Annotated in this window: 14 protein-coding genes; 2 read left to right on the top strand and 12 right to left on the bottom strand. The window is 64.4% G+C overall.

The window, feature by feature from the left end:
• Window positions 1-38 precede the first annotated feature (38 nt).
• The 6 genes from GXB81_RS20555 to GXB81_RS20580 form a co-directional block, all read right to left on the bottom strand.
• Entirely contained in the window at window positions 39-764 is a 726-nt protein-coding gene (locus GXB81_RS20555; RefSeq protein ID WP_167040538.1) for an amino acid ABC transporter ATP-binding protein, read from the bottom strand.
• On the bottom strand, window positions 761-1438 hold the full coding sequence (gltK, locus tag GXB81_RS20560) for a glutamate/aspartate ABC transporter permease GltK (RefSeq protein WP_167040536.1): 678 nt from the start codon (window positions 1436-1438) through the stop codon (window positions 761-763). Before gltK ends, GXB81_RS20555 begins: the two co-directional genes overlap by 4 nt.
• On the bottom strand, window positions 1438-2178 hold the full coding sequence (locus GXB81_RS20565; protein ID WP_167285453.1) for an amino acid ABC transporter permease: 741 nt from the start codon (window positions 2176-2178) through the stop codon (window positions 1438-1440). The genes gltK and GXB81_RS20565 overlap by 1 nt, the downstream gene beginning before the upstream one ends.
• Window positions 2179-2268: 90 nt before the next feature.
• Complete coding sequence (locus GXB81_RS20570) at window positions 2269-3162, bottom strand: glutamate/aspartate ABC transporter substrate-binding protein (RefSeq protein WP_167040532.1); 894 nt, start codon at window positions 3160-3162, stop codon at window positions 2269-2271.
• A 273-nt stretch (window positions 3163-3435) separates the two neighbouring features.
• Window positions 3436-4749 (bottom strand): Glu/Leu/Phe/Val dehydrogenase, encoded by a 1314-nt coding sequence (locus GXB81_RS20575; RefSeq protein ID WP_205990195.1) that lies wholly within the window; start codon window positions 4747-4749, stop codon window positions 3436-3438.
• A gap of 160 nt (window positions 4750-4909) precedes the next feature.
• Window positions 4910-5866 (bottom strand): LysR family transcriptional regulator, encoded by a 957-nt coding sequence (locus GXB81_RS20580; RefSeq protein WP_167285451.1) that lies wholly within the window; start codon window positions 5864-5866, stop codon window positions 4910-4912.
• A 268-nt stretch (window positions 5867-6134) separates the two neighbouring features.
• On the opposite strand from GXB81_RS20580, the gene purB reads away from it, so the two are divergent.
• A complete protein-coding gene (gene purB, locus GXB81_RS20585) occupies window positions 6135-7523 on the top strand; it encodes an adenylosuccinate lyase (protein ID WP_167040527.1) in 1389 nt (462 codons plus the stop codon).
• Between the two features lie 202 nt (window positions 7524-7725).
• Here the strand turns inward: purB and GXB81_RS20590 are convergent, their stop codons facing one another.
• From GXB81_RS20590 to edd, 4 genes are all read right to left on the bottom strand, one after another.
• Complete coding sequence (locus GXB81_RS20590) at window positions 7726-8220, bottom strand: gluconokinase (protein WP_167285450.1); 495 nt, start codon at window positions 8218-8220, stop codon at window positions 7726-7728.
• Between the two features lie 10 nt (window positions 8221-8230).
• The gene (locus tag GXB81_RS20595; protein WP_205990196.1) at window positions 8231-9616 is read right to left on the bottom strand and encodes a GntP family permease; all 1386 of its coding nucleotides are present in this window, start codon (window positions 9614-9616) and stop codon (window positions 8231-8233) included.
• A gap of 268 nt (window positions 9617-9884) precedes the next feature.
• Window positions 9885-10526: a bifunctional 4-hydroxy-2-oxoglutarate aldolase/2-dehydro-3-deoxy-phosphogluconate aldolase gene (eda, locus tag GXB81_RS20600; RefSeq protein ID WP_205990197.1), complete on the bottom strand. Its 642-nt coding sequence runs from the start codon at window positions 10524-10526 to the stop codon at window positions 9885-9887.
• 35 nt (window positions 10527-10561) lie between these two features.
• Window positions 10562-12472, bottom strand: coding sequence for a phosphogluconate dehydratase (gene edd / locus GXB81_RS20605; RefSeq protein WP_205990198.1), 1911 nt, complete (start codon window positions 12470-12472; stop codon window positions 10562-10564).
• Window positions 12473-12773: 301 nt separating this feature from the next.
• Between edd and GXB81_RS20610 the strand changes: the two genes are divergently transcribed.
• Window positions 12774-13619, top strand: a complete 846-nt coding sequence (locus GXB81_RS20610) for a MurR/RpiR family transcriptional regulator (protein ID WP_205990199.1) — start codon at window positions 12774-12776, stop codon at window positions 13617-13619.
• Between the two features lie 156 nt (window positions 13620-13775).
• On the opposite strand, the gene GXB81_RS20615 is transcribed toward GXB81_RS20610, so the two are convergent.
• Together GXB81_RS20615 and GXB81_RS20620 are read right to left on the bottom strand one after the other, a co-directional pair.
• The gene (locus tag GXB81_RS20615) at window positions 13776-14192 is read right to left on the bottom strand and encodes a CopD family protein (RefSeq protein ID WP_167040510.1); all 417 of its coding nucleotides are present in this window, start codon (window positions 14190-14192) and stop codon (window positions 13776-13778) included.
• A gap of 93 nt (window positions 14193-14285) precedes the next feature.
• Window positions 14286-15557, bottom strand: a complete 1272-nt coding sequence (locus GXB81_RS20620; protein ID WP_167040505.1) for a glutamate-5-semialdehyde dehydrogenase — start codon at window positions 15555-15557, stop codon at window positions 14286-14288.
• Window positions 15558-15929 lie beyond the last annotated feature (372 nt).

The raw sequence follows: 15929 nt of genomic DNA on the forward strand, positions 1-15929 counted from the left end.
CGGACCACCCCACTCGACCCGCGAGCGAACCCGCGATCTCAGTGCAGAATCTTCGCGAGAAAGTCCTTGGCCCGATCCGACTTCGGGTTCGCGAAGAAGTCTTCCTTGCGGTCGTCTTCGACGATCAAGCCCTTGTCCATGAAGATCACGCGATGCGCGACCTTCTTCGCGAAGCCCATTTCGTGCGTCACGCACATCATGGTCATGCCTTCCTGCGCGAGTTCGACCATCACGTCGAGCACTTCGTTGATCATCTCCGGATCGAGCGCCGAGGTCGGTTCGTCGAACAGCATCGCGATCGGGTCCATGGAAAGCGCGCGCGCAATCGCCACCCGCTGCTGCTGACCGCCCGACAGTTGCCCCGGATACTTGTCCGCATGCGCGCGCAGGCCCACGCGTTCGAGCAGCTTGAGACCCTTCGCGGTCGCTTCGTCGTTCGAGCGGCCGAGCACCTTGATCTGCGCGAGCGTGAGGTTCTGCACGATCGACAGATGCGGGAACAGCTCGAAGTGCTGGAACACCATGCCGACCTTCGAGCGCAGCTTCGACAGATTGGTCTTCTTATCGGTCAGCGACTGGCCGTTGATGACGATCTCGCCCTTCTGGAACGGTTCGAGCCCGTTGACGGTCTTGATCAGCGTGGACTTGCCCGAACCGGACGGTCCGCACACCACGACCACTTCACCCTTGTTGACTTCCGTCGTGCAGTCGGTCAGCACCTGGAACTGGCCGTACCACTTCGAAACATTCTTGATAGAGATCATCTTGCGACCTTTTTCTGAAGACCTTTGACAAGGCTCGACGCGATCACGCAGATCACGAAATAAACCGCGCCCGCGAACAGTACCATCTCGACATTTGTGCCGTCACGATCGCCGATATTCGTGGCGGTACGGAAGAAGTCGGCGAGGCTGATCACGTAGACGAGCGACGTATCCTGAAACAGCACGATGCCCTGCGTGAGCAGCAGCGGCACCATCGCGCGAAACGCCTGCGGCAGCACGACGAGGCGCATCGCCTGCCCGTAGGTCATGCCGAGCGCGAACGACGCGTTGACCTGGCCGCGCGGCACCGCCTGAATGCCGGCGCGGATGATCTCCGAGTAGTACGCGGCCTCGAACAGCGAGAACGCGACCATTGCCGAGGCGAGCCGGATGTCGATGTCGGCCGACAGCCCGAGCACGCTTTGCAGCACCTGCGGCACGATCAGGAAGAACCACAGCAGGACCATCACGAGCGGGATCGAACGGAAGATCGTCACGTAGAGCTTTGCGAACCATTCGAGCGGCTTGAACGACGACAGCCGGAACATCGCGAGAATGGTGCCCCAGACGATGCCGAACACGATCGCGATCAGCGTGATCTCGAGCGTGACGATGGCGCCGGTCCATAGCGTAGGCAGTGCGCCCGGAATACCGCTCCAGTCGAAATGATGCATCACTTGCCTCCGATATAGCCGGGCAGCCGGGTTTTCGCTTCGACCCAGCGCATCAGTTGCATCACGATCAGGTTGATCAGCATGTACGCGACCGTGACCGCGATGAACGACTCATACGTTTGCGAGGTGTAGTCGACGAGCTGACGCGCCTGGGCGGACAGATCGAGCAGGCCGATCGTCGAGGCGACCGCGGAGTTCTTGAAGATGTTCAGAAACTCCGAGGTGAGCGGCGGCACGATGATGCGATACGCGACCGGCAGCAGCACGTAGCGATACGTTTGCCATTGCGTGAAGCCCACCGCGAGACCGGCCGCGCGCTGGCCGCGCGGCAGCGCGTTGATGCCCGAGCGCACCTGCTCGCACACGCGCGCGGCAGTGAAGAGCCCGAGGCACAGAATGGAAGACGAAAAGAACTGCGCGGCCGGCGGCAGTTGCTTGAACCAGTTGCCGAGCGACGCGGGCAGCAACTCCGGTATCACGAGATACCAGATGAAAAACTGCACGATCAGCGGAATGTTGCGGAAAATCGCGACATACACGGTGCCGATGCCCGACGCCCATTTGTTCGGCACCGTGCGCAGCACACCGAACAACGACCCGACGAGCAGCGCGATGACCCATGCCGACAGCGACACGGTAACCGTCACCCACAGCCCCGACAGCAGCCAGCCCAGGTAGGTGGTCGGCTCGCCTGTGGAGACGGGACTCAGCAGAATGCCCCAGTTCCAGTGATATGACATGACCAAGACTCCGGCAAAAAGAAACGGAAGAAGCTCGTGGCCCCTTCCGTTCCGTTCAGCGTTTCGAAAGTGTCGAAAAGCAGCTAAGGTTTAATCGATTGCCTTGTCGTTCGGGTTCTTGAACAGCGCCTTCATGTCGTCGCTCATCGGGAAGTTCAGGTTCAGGCCCTTCGGCGGAATCGGCGATTCGAACCAGCGCTTGTAGATCTGTTCGCCTTCGCTCGAGGTCTGTACCTTCGCAATGGCGTCGTCGGCGACCTTCTTGAAGTCGGCGTCGTTCTTGCGCAGCATGCAGCCATACGCTTCACGCGATTGCGGCGTGCCGACGATCACGAAATCGCCAGGGTTGCTCGACTTCGCGCGCTCGCCGGCGAGCAGCGCGTCGTCCATCATGAACGCGGCGGCGCGGCCCGTGGAGAGCGTCAGGAACGACTCGCCGTGGTCCTTCGCGCTGATGATGTTCATGCCCATGTTCTTGTCCTGGTTCATCTTGCGCAGCATGCGCTCGGACGTGGTGCCGGCGGTCGTCACGACCGTCTTGCCCTTCAGGTCGGCGAAGTCTTTAATGCCGGAGTCTTTCTTCGTCATCAGGCGCGTGCCGATCACGAAGATCGTGTTCGTGAAGGCGGCTTGCTGCTGACGTTCGAGGTTATTCGTAGTGGAGCCGCATTCGATGTCGACCGTACCGTTCTGCACGAGCGGGATGCGGTTTTGCGACGTGATCGGCACGAGCTTCACCTTCAGGTTCGGCATGTTCAGCTTCTGCTTGACGGCCTCGACCACTTTCAGCGCGTAATCCTGCGAATAGCCGATCACGTTCTGCTTGTCGTCGTAATAGGAGAACGGAATCGACGATTCGCGATGGCCCAGCGAAATGACGCCCGTGTCCTTGATCTTCTTCAGCGTGCCCGAATCTTGCGCCTGCGCGCCGACCGTGAACAGTCCGAGAGTCGCGAGCAGCAACGCAGCTTTTTTAACTTTCATCTTGAGTCTCCTTGGCAAGAACCGCAGCCAGTTTAGCAAAGTAATTTTTCTGAAAGTATTGCTATAAACCATGCTGTTGCGCGCACGCCGCGACGCTTGCGCGACGGCGGCGCAACCTGCTTTCTGTGGATAGGAAAAGACGGGCGGCATCGATACGATGCCGCCCGCCGGTCAAACACGCAGTCTTGTGAACCGCGTTTCAGACACCCATGCGCGACGCCCTCACCACCCGGCCCGAGGCCGGGCCGCACGAGCGCCACTCGAAGCGCTCGATCAGGGGTACAGGCCGCGCATTTCGCGCGCCTGCAGAATCCGCTTACATGCGACGATAAACGCCGCGGTCCGCACCGAGACCTTCTGCTCGCTCGCCACCTGCCACACCGCGGCAAAGGCCTCGCGCATCACGCGTTCGAGACGCTCGTTGATCTCGCCCTCGGTCCAGAAGAAGCTCGAGAAATCCTGCACCCATTCGAAGTACGAAACGGTCACGCCGCCTGCGTTCGCGACCACGTCCGGAATCACGAGGATGCCGCGATCGTGCAGGATGTCGTCGGCCGCCGTCGTGGTCGGGCCGTTCGCGCCTTCGACGATGATGCGCGTCTTGATCTTGCCGGCGTTCTTTTCGGTGATCTGATTTTCCAGCGCCGCCGGAATCAGGATGTCCGATTCGACGGTCCAGAACTCTTCGTTCGCGATCGCGTCCGCTTCGGCGAAACCGCCCACGCCCCCCGTCTTCGCAACGTGATCGAGCAGCGCGACCGCGTCGATGCCGGTGGACTTGTACAGCGAGCCGGTGTGGTCCTGCACCGCGACGACCTTCGCGCCCGCTTCCTGGAACAGACGCGCGGCGATCCCGCCGACGTTGCCGAAGCCCTGCACCGCGATGCGCGCGCCCTCGACGTCGAAGCCGATGCGGCGAGCCGCTTCGCAGCCGACCACGAACACGCCGCGGCCGGTCGCCTCGCGGCGGCCGAGCGAGCCGCCGAGCGTGATCGGCTTGCCGGTCACGACGCCGGTGGCCGTTTGGCCCTGGTTCATCGAGTAAGTGTCCATCATCCACGCCATGATCTGCTCGTTCGTATTCACGTCCGGCGCGGGGATGTCGGTATTCGGTCCGATGATGATGCCGATCTCGCTCGTGTAGCGGCGCGTCACGCGTTCGAGTTCGCCGCGCGACAGCGTGCGCGGATCGACGCGGATACCGCCCTTCGCGCCGCCGTACGGCACGTTCACCGCCGCGTTCTTGACCGACATCCACGCGGACAGCGCCATCACTTCGGAGAGCGTCACGTCCTGGTGATAACGCACGCCGCCCTTGCCCGGACCGCGCGACACGTTGTGCTGCACGCGATAGCCTTCGAAGTGCGCGACGGTGCCGTTATCGAGTTCGATGGGCACGTCGACGATCAGGATGCGCTTCGGGCGCTTCAGGGTTTCGAGCCAGCGGGACAGCGGGCCGAGGTAGGGCGCGACGCGGTCGACCTGGCGCAGGTAGTTGCCCCAGGGGCCGAGGTCTTCGCTATTGAGGTAGGACGGAACGGCTTGCGCCGTGACTGCGGATTGTACGGCTTGTTGCTGGGATGACATGAACGCTCCGGGCGTTGATCGAATACCGGCATTGTGAAAAAACGCCGCATCGAAATCCAATGCCGTTTCCTCATCCCATTATGTTTTTTTTGCATAACGCTCGGAAAGCCGCATATTCACGTCGTCGGCAAGCCAATCGGCGAGCCGGTGCGACGCGCTTTCAGGCTGCGCCCTGCTTCAGTTCTTCCGTCACGACATCCCATAGCTGCCGCACGAGAATCTGCCGTGCATCGTCGCTTTTTGCCGCGAGCTTGTCGCGATACAGGCGAATCTCCATGCTCAGCGTGAGCTGCCCTTCGGGCGTGCCGCGCGTCGCGCGATCGAGACGGATCAGCTTGCCCTCGGCGACCGCGTCTTCCACCGCGCTATGCGGCAGGAAGGCAATGCCGTGAGCGGCGAGCGCCATCGCCTTGAGCCCCTCGGCCATATCGGTTTCGTAGAGTCGGTCCAGATGGAGGCGCTCGGGCGCGTTCGCGAGAATCACCTCGGTCATGCGTCCGAGATACGCATTGGGCGTATACGACAGATACGGCGTGGGCGCCTCGGCCGTGCCCGGCAGCGTATGTCGCGGGCGGCCCGCGCGGCCCGGCGCCGAGAACGGGCTGATCGGCTCGTGGCCGAGCGTCAACATGTCGTAGCGGCCCGGATCGAGCGCGACCGGATGGCTCGGGTGGTGGTAGCCCATCATCAGATCGCAGCCGCCCTCGACGAGCGAAAGCGCCGCGTCGTGCACGTTGAGCGCACGCAGCCGCGTGTGGATCGGGCCCATCTGCGCCTCGATGCGCTGCAGCCAGCGCGGGAAGTACGTGAGCGAAAGCGTGTGCGGCACCGCGAATTCGATCGTCGCCTGCGGCGTCGCCGTGTGGCCGCGCAACAGCGCGCGCGCTTCGTGGAACTGCGAGAGCATCGCGAGCGCCTGCTCGTTGAACACCTGGCCGGCCGCCGTAAGCCGCGTCGGATAAACCGAGCGGTCGATCAGCTCCGTGCCGAGCCACGCTTCGAGCGCCTGGATGCGGCGCGAGAAGGCCGGCTGCGTGACGTGGCGCAATTCGGCCGAGCGGCTGAAGCTACGCGTTTCCGCGAGCGAAATGAAATCTTCGAGCCATTTCAGTTCCATGCGATTGCGCCGCCGGCGTAAGAGAAGAAGTCTGCATTCTAGCGGCGCGCCACATGCGCGAGGCACGGTGCCGCAACGCAAACCGCCGGCCCTGCGATGGGCCGGCGCATGCAGTTCGCCCGCGCCTGCCGCATCGAGGGCTCGCGCCGAAGCTCGGTGGCCCGCCCGGCACGGCCAGGCCGCGAAGCTCGGGCACCGCGCCTCACAGTGGTAAAATGCGCGGTTCCCGCCGTTTCCGATCCGCTCGCTGAGCGCTTAGCTCCTCATCATGTCCGACACCCGCCCCGACACCCTGTTCGCGCTGAACGCGCTCTCCCCTCTTGACGGCCGCTACGCGTCGAAAACCGAAGCCCTGCGCGACTGGCTCTCGGAAGCCGCCTTCATGCGCAATCGCGTGACGGTCGAAATCCACTGGCTGATCGCGCTGTCGCGCGCCGGCTTCGCCGAAGTGCCGCGCTTCTCCGACGCGTCCGAGCAGTTCCTGCTGCAACTGGCCGAGCGCTTCACCGCGCACGACGCCGCGCGCATCAAGGAAATCGAGCGCGTCACGAACCACGACGTGAAGGCCGTCGAGTACTGGCTCAAGGAATCGGTCAAGGGTCAGGAAGAACTGGAGCGCGCGAGCGAGTTCATCCACTTCGCCTGCACGTCGGAAGATATCAACAACACCTCGCACGGCCTGATGCTCGCCGGCGCGCGCGAACACGTAATCCTGCCGGCGCTGCGCTCGGTGCACGAGCGCCTCATCGCGCTCGCGCATGCGCACGCCGCCCAGCCGATGCTCTCGCGCACGCACGGCCAGCCGGCCAGCCCGACCACGCTCGGCAAGGAAATCGCCAACGTCGCGGCGCGTCTCGCACGCGCGATCGAGCGCATCGCGAAAGTCGAACTGCTCGGCAAGATGAACGGCGCGGTCGGCAACTTCAACGCGCACCTGTCCGCGTATCCGGAATTCGACTGGGAAGCGTTCTCGAAGGACGTCGTCGAAAACCGCCTGAAGCTCACGTTCAACCCGTACACGATCCAGATCGAGCCGCACGACTACATGGCCGAACTGTTCGACGCGATCTCGCGCGCCAACACGATCCTGCTCGACCTCGACCGCGACGTGTGGGGCTACATCTCGGTCGGCTACTTCAAGCAGCGCACGAAAGCCGGCGAAATCGGCTCGTCGACGATGCCGCACAAGGTCAATCCGATCGACTTCGAAAACTCCGAAGGCAACCTCGGCCTCGCCAACGCAACGCTGCGCCATCTCGCCGACAAGCTGCCGGTGTCGCGCTGGCAGCGCGACTTGACCGACTCGACGGTGCTGCGCAACATCGGCGTCGCGTTCGGCTATTCGCTGCTCGCCTACGACTCGCTGATCCGCGGCCTCGACAAGCTCGAAGTGAACGCGCAGCGTCTGAACGAAGACCTCGACAACTGCTGGGAAGTGCTGGCCGAGCCGGTGCAGACCGTGATGCGCCGCTACGGCATCGAGAATCCGTACGAACAGCTGAAGGAACTCACGCGCGGCAAGGGCATTACGCGCGAAGCGCTGCAGGCGTTCGTCAGCGGCCTCGCGATTCCGCAGGACGCGAAGGACCGTCTGCTCTCGATGACGCCGGGCTCGTACATCGGCAAGGCCGTCGAACTGGCGAAGCGGATCGGCTGATTCTGGTCTGCTTGCTTATGCAGGTCGTGCCTCGCGGCGGTGTCGCGGCGAGGCGTAAAAAAAGCCGCTCGGATGAGCGGCTTTTTTTCGTCCGGCGCTTGGTAGCCAGCGCTCGGTAGCCGGCGTCTGGTAGCCGGCATATGGGCGTCCGGTATTTCAGCGTCCGGCATGCAGCGCCGAAACACACCCCAAAGTCAACGGCTCAGCGCTCGTCGACCTGCCTGAGCACTTCGTCGACGATCTGCTCCGGCGTCAGATCGATGCTGACCGTGATCGCTTCATCGGCGCCGGGCTCTTCGAGCGTATCGAGCTGGCTTTGCAGCAGCGACGGATCGAAGAAGTGCCCGGTGCGATGCCCCAGACGCTCCGCGAGCACCTCGCGCGAGCCCTTGAGGTAGACGAAGCAGACGTCCTTGTCGCCGGCGCGCAGCACGTCGCGATACGAGCGCTTCAGCGACGAGCACGTGAACACCGCCGTCTCGCCCGCCTGCTGCTTTTCCTCGATCGCGGCGCGAATCGTCTTCAGCCACGGCCAGCGGTCTTCGTCGGTGAGCGGGGTGCCGTGGTGCATTTTCTCCTTGTTGGCGGCGCTGTGAAACGCATCGCCGTCGGTGAACGTGCAATGCAGACGCTCCGCGAGCATTTCGCCGATCTTCGACTTGCCGGCGCCCGACACGCCCATTGCGATCAGAATCATTTGAAGCTCCTTACAGGACCGCCGCCAGCGCGAAGGTCAGGCCCAGCCCCATCACCGAGATGATGGTTTCGAGGAGCGACCACGTCTTGAAGGTCTGCCCCACCGTCATGCCGAAATATTCCTTGATCAGCCAGAAGCCGCCATCGTTCACGTGCGAGAAGATCAGCGAGCCCGAGCCGGTCGCGAGCACCAGCAGTTCCGGCTTCACCTGCATGCCGCCGGCCAACGCGATCGGCGCGACGATGCCGCAAGCGGTCGTCATCGCGACGGTGGCCGAACCGGTCGCGAGACGGATCAGCGCCGCGACAAGCCAGCCGAACAGCAGCGGCGACAGATGCACCGCGGTCGCCACGTTGACGATTTCCTTCGAAATGCCGCTATCCATCAGCACGCGGCCAAAACCGCCGCCCGCACCGACGATCAGCGTAATGCCCGCGATCGGCGCGAGACACTCGCCGCAGAACTTCTGAATCTGGTCGCGCGTAAAGCCGCGGCTCGCGCCGAAGGTCCAGAAGCTGACCAGCACGGCCGTCAGCAGCGCAACGTCGGTGTTGCCGAAGAAGCGCAGCAGATCGTTCGGCAGCGTATTCGCCGCGAAGAACAGGTCGGCCCAGCTGCCGACCAGCATCAGCACCACCGGCAACAGGATCGTGACCAGCGTGATGCCGAAGCCCGGCAGTTCGCGTTTCGGTGCGTCGGCTTGCGCGCCGTTGCCGCCACTCGCGGCGCTGCCGAGGAACTGCGCGGCCAGCGCGTTTTCCTTCGGCAACTGGATATGGCGGCTCACCAGCAGCGCGAACAGCGGACCGGCGACGATCGCGCACGGAATGCCGACGATCAGACCGTAGGCAATCGTCTTGCCGATGTCGGCGTGATAGGCCTGCACGGCGAGCAGCGCGGCCGGGTGCGGCGGAATCAGACCGTGCACGACGGACAGGCCCGCGACCATCGGCAGGCCGACCAGCAGCAGCGATTTATTGGTGCGCCGTGCGACGTTGAACGCGATCGGAATCAGCAGCACGAAGCCGACCTCGAAGAACACCGGCAAGCCGACGATGATCGCGACAACCATCATCGCCCAGTGAATGTGCTTCTCGCCGAACCAGTTGATCAGCGTAGTCGCGATGCGCTCGGCGCCGCCCGATTCGGCCATCATCTTGCCGAGCATCGTGCCGAGGCCGACCACGATGGCGATGTGGCCGAGCGTGTTGCCGTTACCGGTTTCGAACGATTTGACGATGGTCTGCATCGGCATGCCGGACACGAGGCCGAGCAGCAGCGAGACGATGATCAGGACAAGAAACGGATAGACCTTGAAGCGCGTGATCATCAAGATCAGCAAGGCGATGGCGATCACCGCGTAGACCAGCAGCATGCTGCCGTGGACAGCTTCCATGAAGCTTCTCCTTTCGTTATTGATTCTGAGTGCGGAACACGGCCAGCACGTCGTCTCACGGCAACCTGCGCGATGCCTGAAAACCCGGCTGGCCGCGCGGACGCTGAATTTTACTGTTTGTTTCCCGAGCGCGCGCGTAAATCCGGGCAGCCCGTCATGTAAAAAAAGAGCCTCGGCGCGACAGCCTGGTGCGGCTGTATCGACAAGACTCCTGGTATCGGGCCCGCTTCAGGCAGCCACTCCGGCAGCCGATGCGTTGTCGCCGAGCTTAGCGCGCCGGCGCGGCCAACTGGCTCGCGGCACGCGCGAGACGCGTGACCTCGTCCCAGTTCTGCGCGGCGAGCGCGGCCTTCGGCGTGAGCCACGAACCGCCGACGCAAACCACGTTCGGCAGCGACAGGAAATGCGGCGCAGTCTCGGGCGTAATGCCGCCGGTCGGGCAGAACTTCAGCGTCGGGAACGGGCCGTGGAATGCCTGCAGCATCGGCACGCCGCCCGCCTGCTGCGCGGGGAAGAACTTGACGATCTCGTAGCCGAGCTCCAGCGCGGCAATGATGTCCGACGGCGTCATGACGCCCGGCAGCAGCGGCAGGCCGGCATCCTGCGCGGCCTGGTGCATGTCCTTCGTCAGACCCGGCGACACGCCGAACTGCGCGCCCGCCTTCTTCGCCTGCGCGCAATGCTCGGGCTTCGTGATCGTGCCGACGCCGACCACGATGTCCTCGGCCAGCTGGCTCGCGCGCTTGATCGCTTCGAGCCCTGCTGCGGTGCGCAACGTGATTTCGAGCACCTTCACGCCGCCCGCATGCAATGCGCGCGACACGTGTTCGCCCTGCTCGACCGAGTCGAACGCGAGCACCGGAATCACCGGGCCGAGGCGCACGATATCGCTTACTGTTTTCGCCGTCATTGTCAGACTCCTTGTTTCTGTCGCGCCGCGCTGGCTTACGCGGCGTTCGTGTGTTTGTCGTGGTGCTGATGACTGTGCTGGTGGCCGTGCGCGTGATCCGGGTGAGCGCCGGGCTCGCCGACCATCGCGCCGAACACCGATGCGCCCTGCTCCGCCGGCGCCGCCGCCGAGCGGAACACGCCGAACAGCTCGCGGCCGAAGCCGACCTCGTTGTCCGCCTGATGCTTCGGCTCGGCGCACTCGCGCGCGGCCCATTCGGCCGCGTCGATCTCGATGTCGAGCACGCCGGCTTCGGCGTCGATCACCAGCATATCGCCCGTGCGAACCTTGCCGATCGGGCCTTGCAGCAACGCTTCCGGCGACAGGTGGATCACCGCCGGCACCTTGCCCGACGCACCCGACATGCGGCCGTCGGTCACCAGCGCGACATGGAAACCCTGATCCTGCAACACACCGAGCAGCGGCGTCAAACGGTGCAGTTCCGGCATGCCGTTTGCCCGCGCGCCCTGGAAGCGCACCACGGCGATGAAATCGCGCTTCAACTCGCCGTTGTCGAAAGCCGCCTGCACTGCTTCCTGCGAATCGAACACGATCGCCGGCGCCTTCACCTTGCGATGCTGCGCCGCGACCGCCGAAATCTTGATGACGCCGCGGCCCAGCTCGCCCTGCATCAGACGCAGGCCGCCGTCCGCCTGGAACGGTTCCGCGATGCCGCGCAGCACGGCCGTATCGGCGCTCGCCTCGGCGCCCGCGACCCACTGCAGCTTGCCGTCGATCAGCTTCGGCTCCTCGGTGTAGCGCTTGAGCCCCTTGCCCACCACGGTGTTGACGTCTTCATGCAGCAGACCGCCTTCGAGCAGATTGCGCACGAGGAACGCGACGCCGCCGGCCGCGTGGAAGTGGTTCACGTCGGCCTTGCCGTTCGGATAGATTTTCGCGAGCAGCGGCACCGCTTGCGAGAGCGCGTCGAAGTCGTCCCAGTCGATCACGATGCCGGCCGCGCGCGCAATCGCGACGAGGTGCAGCGTGTGATTGGTCGAGCCGCCCGTCGCCAGCAGCGCGACGATGCCGTTGACGATCGCCTTCTCGTCGACCACGTGGCCGATCGGCATGTAGTGGCCGCGCTCGACCGTCAGATCGAGCACGCGGCGCGCGGCCTGCGCGGTCAGCGCGTCGCGCAGCGGCGTGTGCGGATGCACGAAGGCCGAGCCCGGCAGATGCAGGCCCATTACTTCCATCAGCATCTGGTTGCTGTTCGCGGTGCCGTAGAACGTGCAGGTGCCGTGGCTGTGATACGCGGCCGCTTCGGCTTCGAGCAACGCCTCGCGGCCGCACTGGCCGGTCGCATACAGCTGGCGCGTCTTCGCTTTGTCGTCGTTGGAGAGGCCGCTCGCCATCGGGCCGGCCGGCACGAAGATCGTCGGCAGATGGCCGAATTGCAGCGCGCCGATCAGAAGGCCCGGCACGATCTTGTCGCAGATGCCGAGGCACAGCGCCGCATCGAACATGTTGTGCGTGAGCGCGACGGCCGTGCTCATCGCGATCACTTCGCGCGAAAAGAGCGACAGCTCCATGCCCGCGTTGCCCTGCGTGATGCCGTCGCACATCGCCGGCACGCCGCCCGCGAATTGCGCGACACCGCCGTTTTCGCGCGCGGCCTGCTTGATGATGTCCGGGTAGTTTTTGTACGGCGCGTGGGCCGACAGCATCTCGTTGTACGACGAAACGATGCCGAGGTTCGGCTCACGGATCTGCTTGATGACGAGCTTGTCGTTGCCTTCGAGCCCCGCGAAACCGTGCGCGAGGTTCGCACACGAGAGCGCGCCGCGCGCCGGGAACTTGCCCTGCGCATGATGGATGCGGGCCAGATACGCCTCGCGGGTGGGCTTGCTGCGCTCGATCACGCGCTGCGTGACCTTCAACAATTGCGAATGCAGGGAAACCATCTGAGCTCCTTCGTCGCTGGCGGCGGGCGGTATCGCGGGGTAGGGATCGGCAAGTCGTGTGTGCTGCTCTCGAACGACGCCATCTTAGTAGAAAAACTACACGATCGCAACGGAGAGCGCTGTTGCATCGCCACATCGCAAAACACGGCGCATCGCCCTACTGGCGGCCTATCGGTGCTTTTCGATTCAAACCCAGGGAATACACTTAGACGCCAATATGTAGTTTTTGTACTTGCCTTTTGTGCGCCATCGGCCAATCGGCTATAGTCCACGGATTCTTCAGCATAGTGCGAGTTGTCCGATGATGCTGTCTCAGGTGGAAGAGATGCGCGACCAGTTGCGCCCGTCCGAGCGCAAGCTGGCCGATTACGTGATCGAGGCGCCGCGCGAGGTGCTCGATCTGTCGATGACCGAAGTGGCCGCGCGCGCGGGCGTGAGCCAGCCGACCATCGCGCGGTTCTGTCATGCGCTCGGCTTTTCGGGGTTTCGCGAATTCAAGATCCGGCTTGCGCAAGGCATCGCGGCCGAAGTGCCTGCCGTGTATCGCGACGTGCGGCCCGACGAACCGACGCCCGGCGTCGCCGCGAAGGTGCTCGACCGGACCATCGGCGCGCTGATCCAGGTGCGCAACAACCTCTCGTCGGACAGCGTCGCGGCGGCGATCGACCTGCTCGCGCACGCGCGGCGCATCGAGTTCTACGGCGCGGGCGGCTCGGGCATCGCCGCGCTCGACGTGCAGCACAAGTTCTTCCGGCTCGGCATGCCGAGCGTCGCGTATTCGGACCCGCATACGTTTCTGATGTCCTCGGCGCTGCTGGGCGAGGGCGACGTCGTGGTCGCGATCTCGAACACGGGCCGCACGCGCGACATCATCGACGCCGCGAAGGCCGCGCTCAACGCGGGCGCGAAGGTGGTCGCGATCACGCACGGCAACTCGCCGCTCGCGCGGCTCGCGACGGTGGGCCTGTTTGCGAACGTCGACGAAGACACCGACATCTTTTCGCCGATGACCTCGCGCGTGTCGCATCTCGCGATCGGCGACATTCTCGCGGTCGGCGTCGCGTTGAGCCGTGGGCCGGAACTCGTGGAAAAGCTCGCGCAGACGAAAGAGGTAATTCATCGGCGGCGGGTGGATTCGCAGGGGTGATGCGCGGCGGCAAAGTGCTCGGCCGCCAATAAAACGAAGGGCGGTGTGCCGTTCAACCGGCACACCGCCCTTTTGTCTTTTCCCGCTTTTTCTCGCGCTTTTCCTGCTGTTTTCCCTGCCGCTTTCCCGCGCGACGGCCGAGGCGCCGTCGACCGCTCAGAACGGCTTGATCACCACCAGCGCAACCGCCGCGAGCATGCCGAGTACCGGCAGTTCGTTGAACATCCGATACCACTTGTCCGAGCGGCGGTTCTCGCCGCGCTCGAACCGGCGCAGCAGCACGCCGCAATACGCGTGGTAGACGACGAGCAGCACGACCACGCCGACCTTCGCGTGAATCCAGCCCTGCCCGCTGCCGATGCCGATCACGAGCCACAACCACAGCCCGCACGCGAGCGCCGGCACCGCGATGAAGGTCATGAAGCGGAACAGCTTGCGCGCCATCAACAGAAGACGCGCCGTTGCCGCGGGTTCGGTTTCCATCGCCAGATTGACGAAGATGCGCGGCAGATAGAACAGGCCGGCAAACCAGGAAGCAATCAATACGATGTGAAACGTCTTTACCCAGAGCATCGGCGGGTCCTTATAGTCCTTGTGGTCGGTCGTAGGGTCGTTAGTGTCGTTAGGGGCGTTGTTCGCGGCGCGTCGATTCGTGCGGCCTCGGTCTTACTGACGGCCCTCGCCGTGACCGAGCACCACGTACTTCAGCGAGGTCAGCCCGTCGAGCCCGACCGGGCCGCGCGCATGCAGCTTGTCGTTCGAAATGCCGATCTCGGCGCCAAGGCCGAACTCGAAGCCGTCCGCGAAACGCGTCGATGCGTTGACCATCACGCTCGCCGAATCGACTTCGCGCAGGAAGCGCATCGCGCGGTCGTGGTCTTCGGTGACGATCGCGTCGGTGTGCTGCGAGCTATAGGTGTTGATGTGCTCGATCGCCGCGTCGAGGTTGTCGACGATCTTGATCGCGAGCACCGGCGCGAGGTATTCGGTGCGCCAGTCTTCCTCGGTCGCCTCGACGAGCGGACCGACGCCCGCATCGGCCAGCACCGCGCGCGCCGCCGCGTCGACGCGCAGTTCCACGTCCTTGTCGCGATACAACTGCCCAAGCGGCGGCAGCACTTCGGCGGCGATGCCGCGCGCGACCAGCAGCGTTTCCATCGTGTTGCAGGTGCCGTAGCGGTGCGTCTTCGCGTTATCGCAGACGTTGAGCGCCTTGGCGAGATCGGCGCGGTCGTCGACGTAGACGTGGCAGATGCCGTCGAGGTGCTTGATCATCGGCACGCGCGCTTCGTTGATGAGCCGCTCGATCAGGCTCTTGCCGCCACGCGGCACGATCACGTCGACATAGCCGGTCATCGTGATGAGCTTGCCGACCGCCGCGCGGTCCGAGGTCGCGACCACCTGCACCGCGTCCTGCGGCAAGCCGGCTGCTTGGAGCCCCTCGCCGATCAGCTTCGCGAGCGCGGTATTGCATTCGAGCGCTTCCGAGCCGCCGCGCAAAATCGTCGCGTTGCCGGACTTCAGGCATAGCGCCGCCGCATCGATCGTCACGTTCGGGCGCGATTCGTAGATGATGCCGATCACGCCGAGCGGCACGCGCATCTGGCCGACCTGGATGCCGCTCGGCCGGTACTTGAGATTGCTGATCTCGCCGATCGGGTCGGCCAGCGCCGCGACCTGGCGCAGACCCTCGACCATCGTCTTCAGCGCCTTGTCCGACAGCGTCAGACGGTCGATGAACGCCGCATCGTGCCCCTTGTCGCGCGCCCGTTCGAGGTCGCGCGCATTCGCCTGCTTGAGCAGCGCGGCATCGCGTTCGATGGCCTCGGCGATGGCCGCGAGCGCGGCGTTCTTCGCGGCGGTCGAAGCTCGCGCCATCGCGCGTGATGCCTGGCGCGCGCGCTGGCCGAGGTCGGTCATGTACTGGTCGATATCCATGGTCATTCTCGTGATGCCTCGCACGTCGAGGTGCGGTGGTCGGACAGAATTAGCGAAAGATCAAACGATTGTAAGTCGGGCACCGGGGCTTTGCTTGCACGCGGACGGCCGGTGCGCTGCGATGCCGCGGGTTTGTCGTCGCGTTGCATTGCCGTTGCTATGGCGTCGGGTATAGCGGACGAAGCGCGACGATCCGCATGCAAAAGTATGCGAAAAGCGGCTGGCGGCTACCATGCGCTTGTCGGCGTCTGCACGGCGTCGACCCCATGCGCAACCACCGCATCCCGGCCGAGGCTCGCGCGCCTCAGCCGCGTCAGACTGGCCGCCGTGCCGACGCCGCCGGCGTGCGAGGCCGTGGCGGCGGCACGGGCG

Source organism: Paraburkholderia sp. Ac-20336, from assembly GCF_017105025.1.
GTDB lineage: Bacteria > Pseudomonadota > Gammaproteobacteria > Burkholderiales > Burkholderiaceae > Paraburkholderia.

Excerpts from the sequence above, each read along its gene's own strand:
- GXB81_RS20555 (WP_167040538.1), bottom strand. The coding sequence starts at position 764 with ATGATCTCTATCAAGAATGTTTCGAAGTGGTACGGCCAGTTCCAGGTG.
- gltK (WP_167040536.1), bottom strand. The coding sequence starts at position 1,438 with ATGCATCATTTCGACTGGAGCGGTATTCCGGGCGCACTGCCTACGCTA.
- GXB81_RS20565 (WP_167285453.1), bottom strand. The coding sequence starts at position 2,178 with ATGTCATATCACTGGAACTGGGGCATTCTGCTGAGTCCCGTCTCCACA.
- GXB81_RS20570 (WP_167040532.1), bottom strand. The coding sequence starts at position 3,162 with ATGAAAGTTAAAAAAGCTGCGTTGCTGCTCGCGACTCTCGGACTGTTC.
- GXB81_RS20575 (WP_205990195.1), bottom strand. The coding sequence starts at position 4,749 with ATGTCATCCCAGCAACAAGCCGTACAATCCGCAGTCACGGCGCAAGCC.
- GXB81_RS20580 (WP_167285451.1), bottom strand. The coding sequence starts at position 5,866 with ATGGAACTGAAATGGCTCGAAGATTTCATTTCGCTCGCGGAAACGCGT.
- purB (WP_167040527.1), top strand. The coding sequence starts at position 6,135 with ATGTCCGACACCCGCCCCGACACCCTGTTCGCGCTGAACGCGCTCTCC.
- GXB81_RS20590 (WP_167285450.1), bottom strand. The coding sequence starts at position 8,220 with ATGATTCTGATCGCAATGGGCGTGTCGGGCGCCGGCAAGTCGAAGATC.
- GXB81_RS20595 (WP_205990196.1), bottom strand. The coding sequence starts at position 9,616 with ATGGAAGCTGTCCACGGCAGCATGCTGCTGGTCTACGCGGTGATCGCC.
- eda (WP_205990197.1), bottom strand. The coding sequence starts at position 10,526 with ATGACGGCGAAAACAGTAAGCGATATCGTGCGCCTCGGCCCGGTGATT.
- edd (WP_205990198.1), bottom strand. The coding sequence starts at position 12,472 with ATGGTTTCCCTGCATTCGCAATTGTTGAAGGTCACGCAGCGCGTGATC.
- GXB81_RS20610 (WP_205990199.1), top strand. The coding sequence starts at position 12,774 with ATGATGCTGTCTCAGGTGGAAGAGATGCGCGACCAGTTGCGCCCGTCC.
- GXB81_RS20615 (WP_167040510.1), bottom strand. The coding sequence starts at position 14,192 with ATGCTCTGGGTAAAGACGTTTCACATCGTATTGATTGCTTCCTGGTTT.
- GXB81_RS20620 (WP_167040505.1), bottom strand. The coding sequence starts at position 15,557 with ATGGATATCGACCAGTACATGACCGACCTCGGCCAGCGCGCGCGCCAG.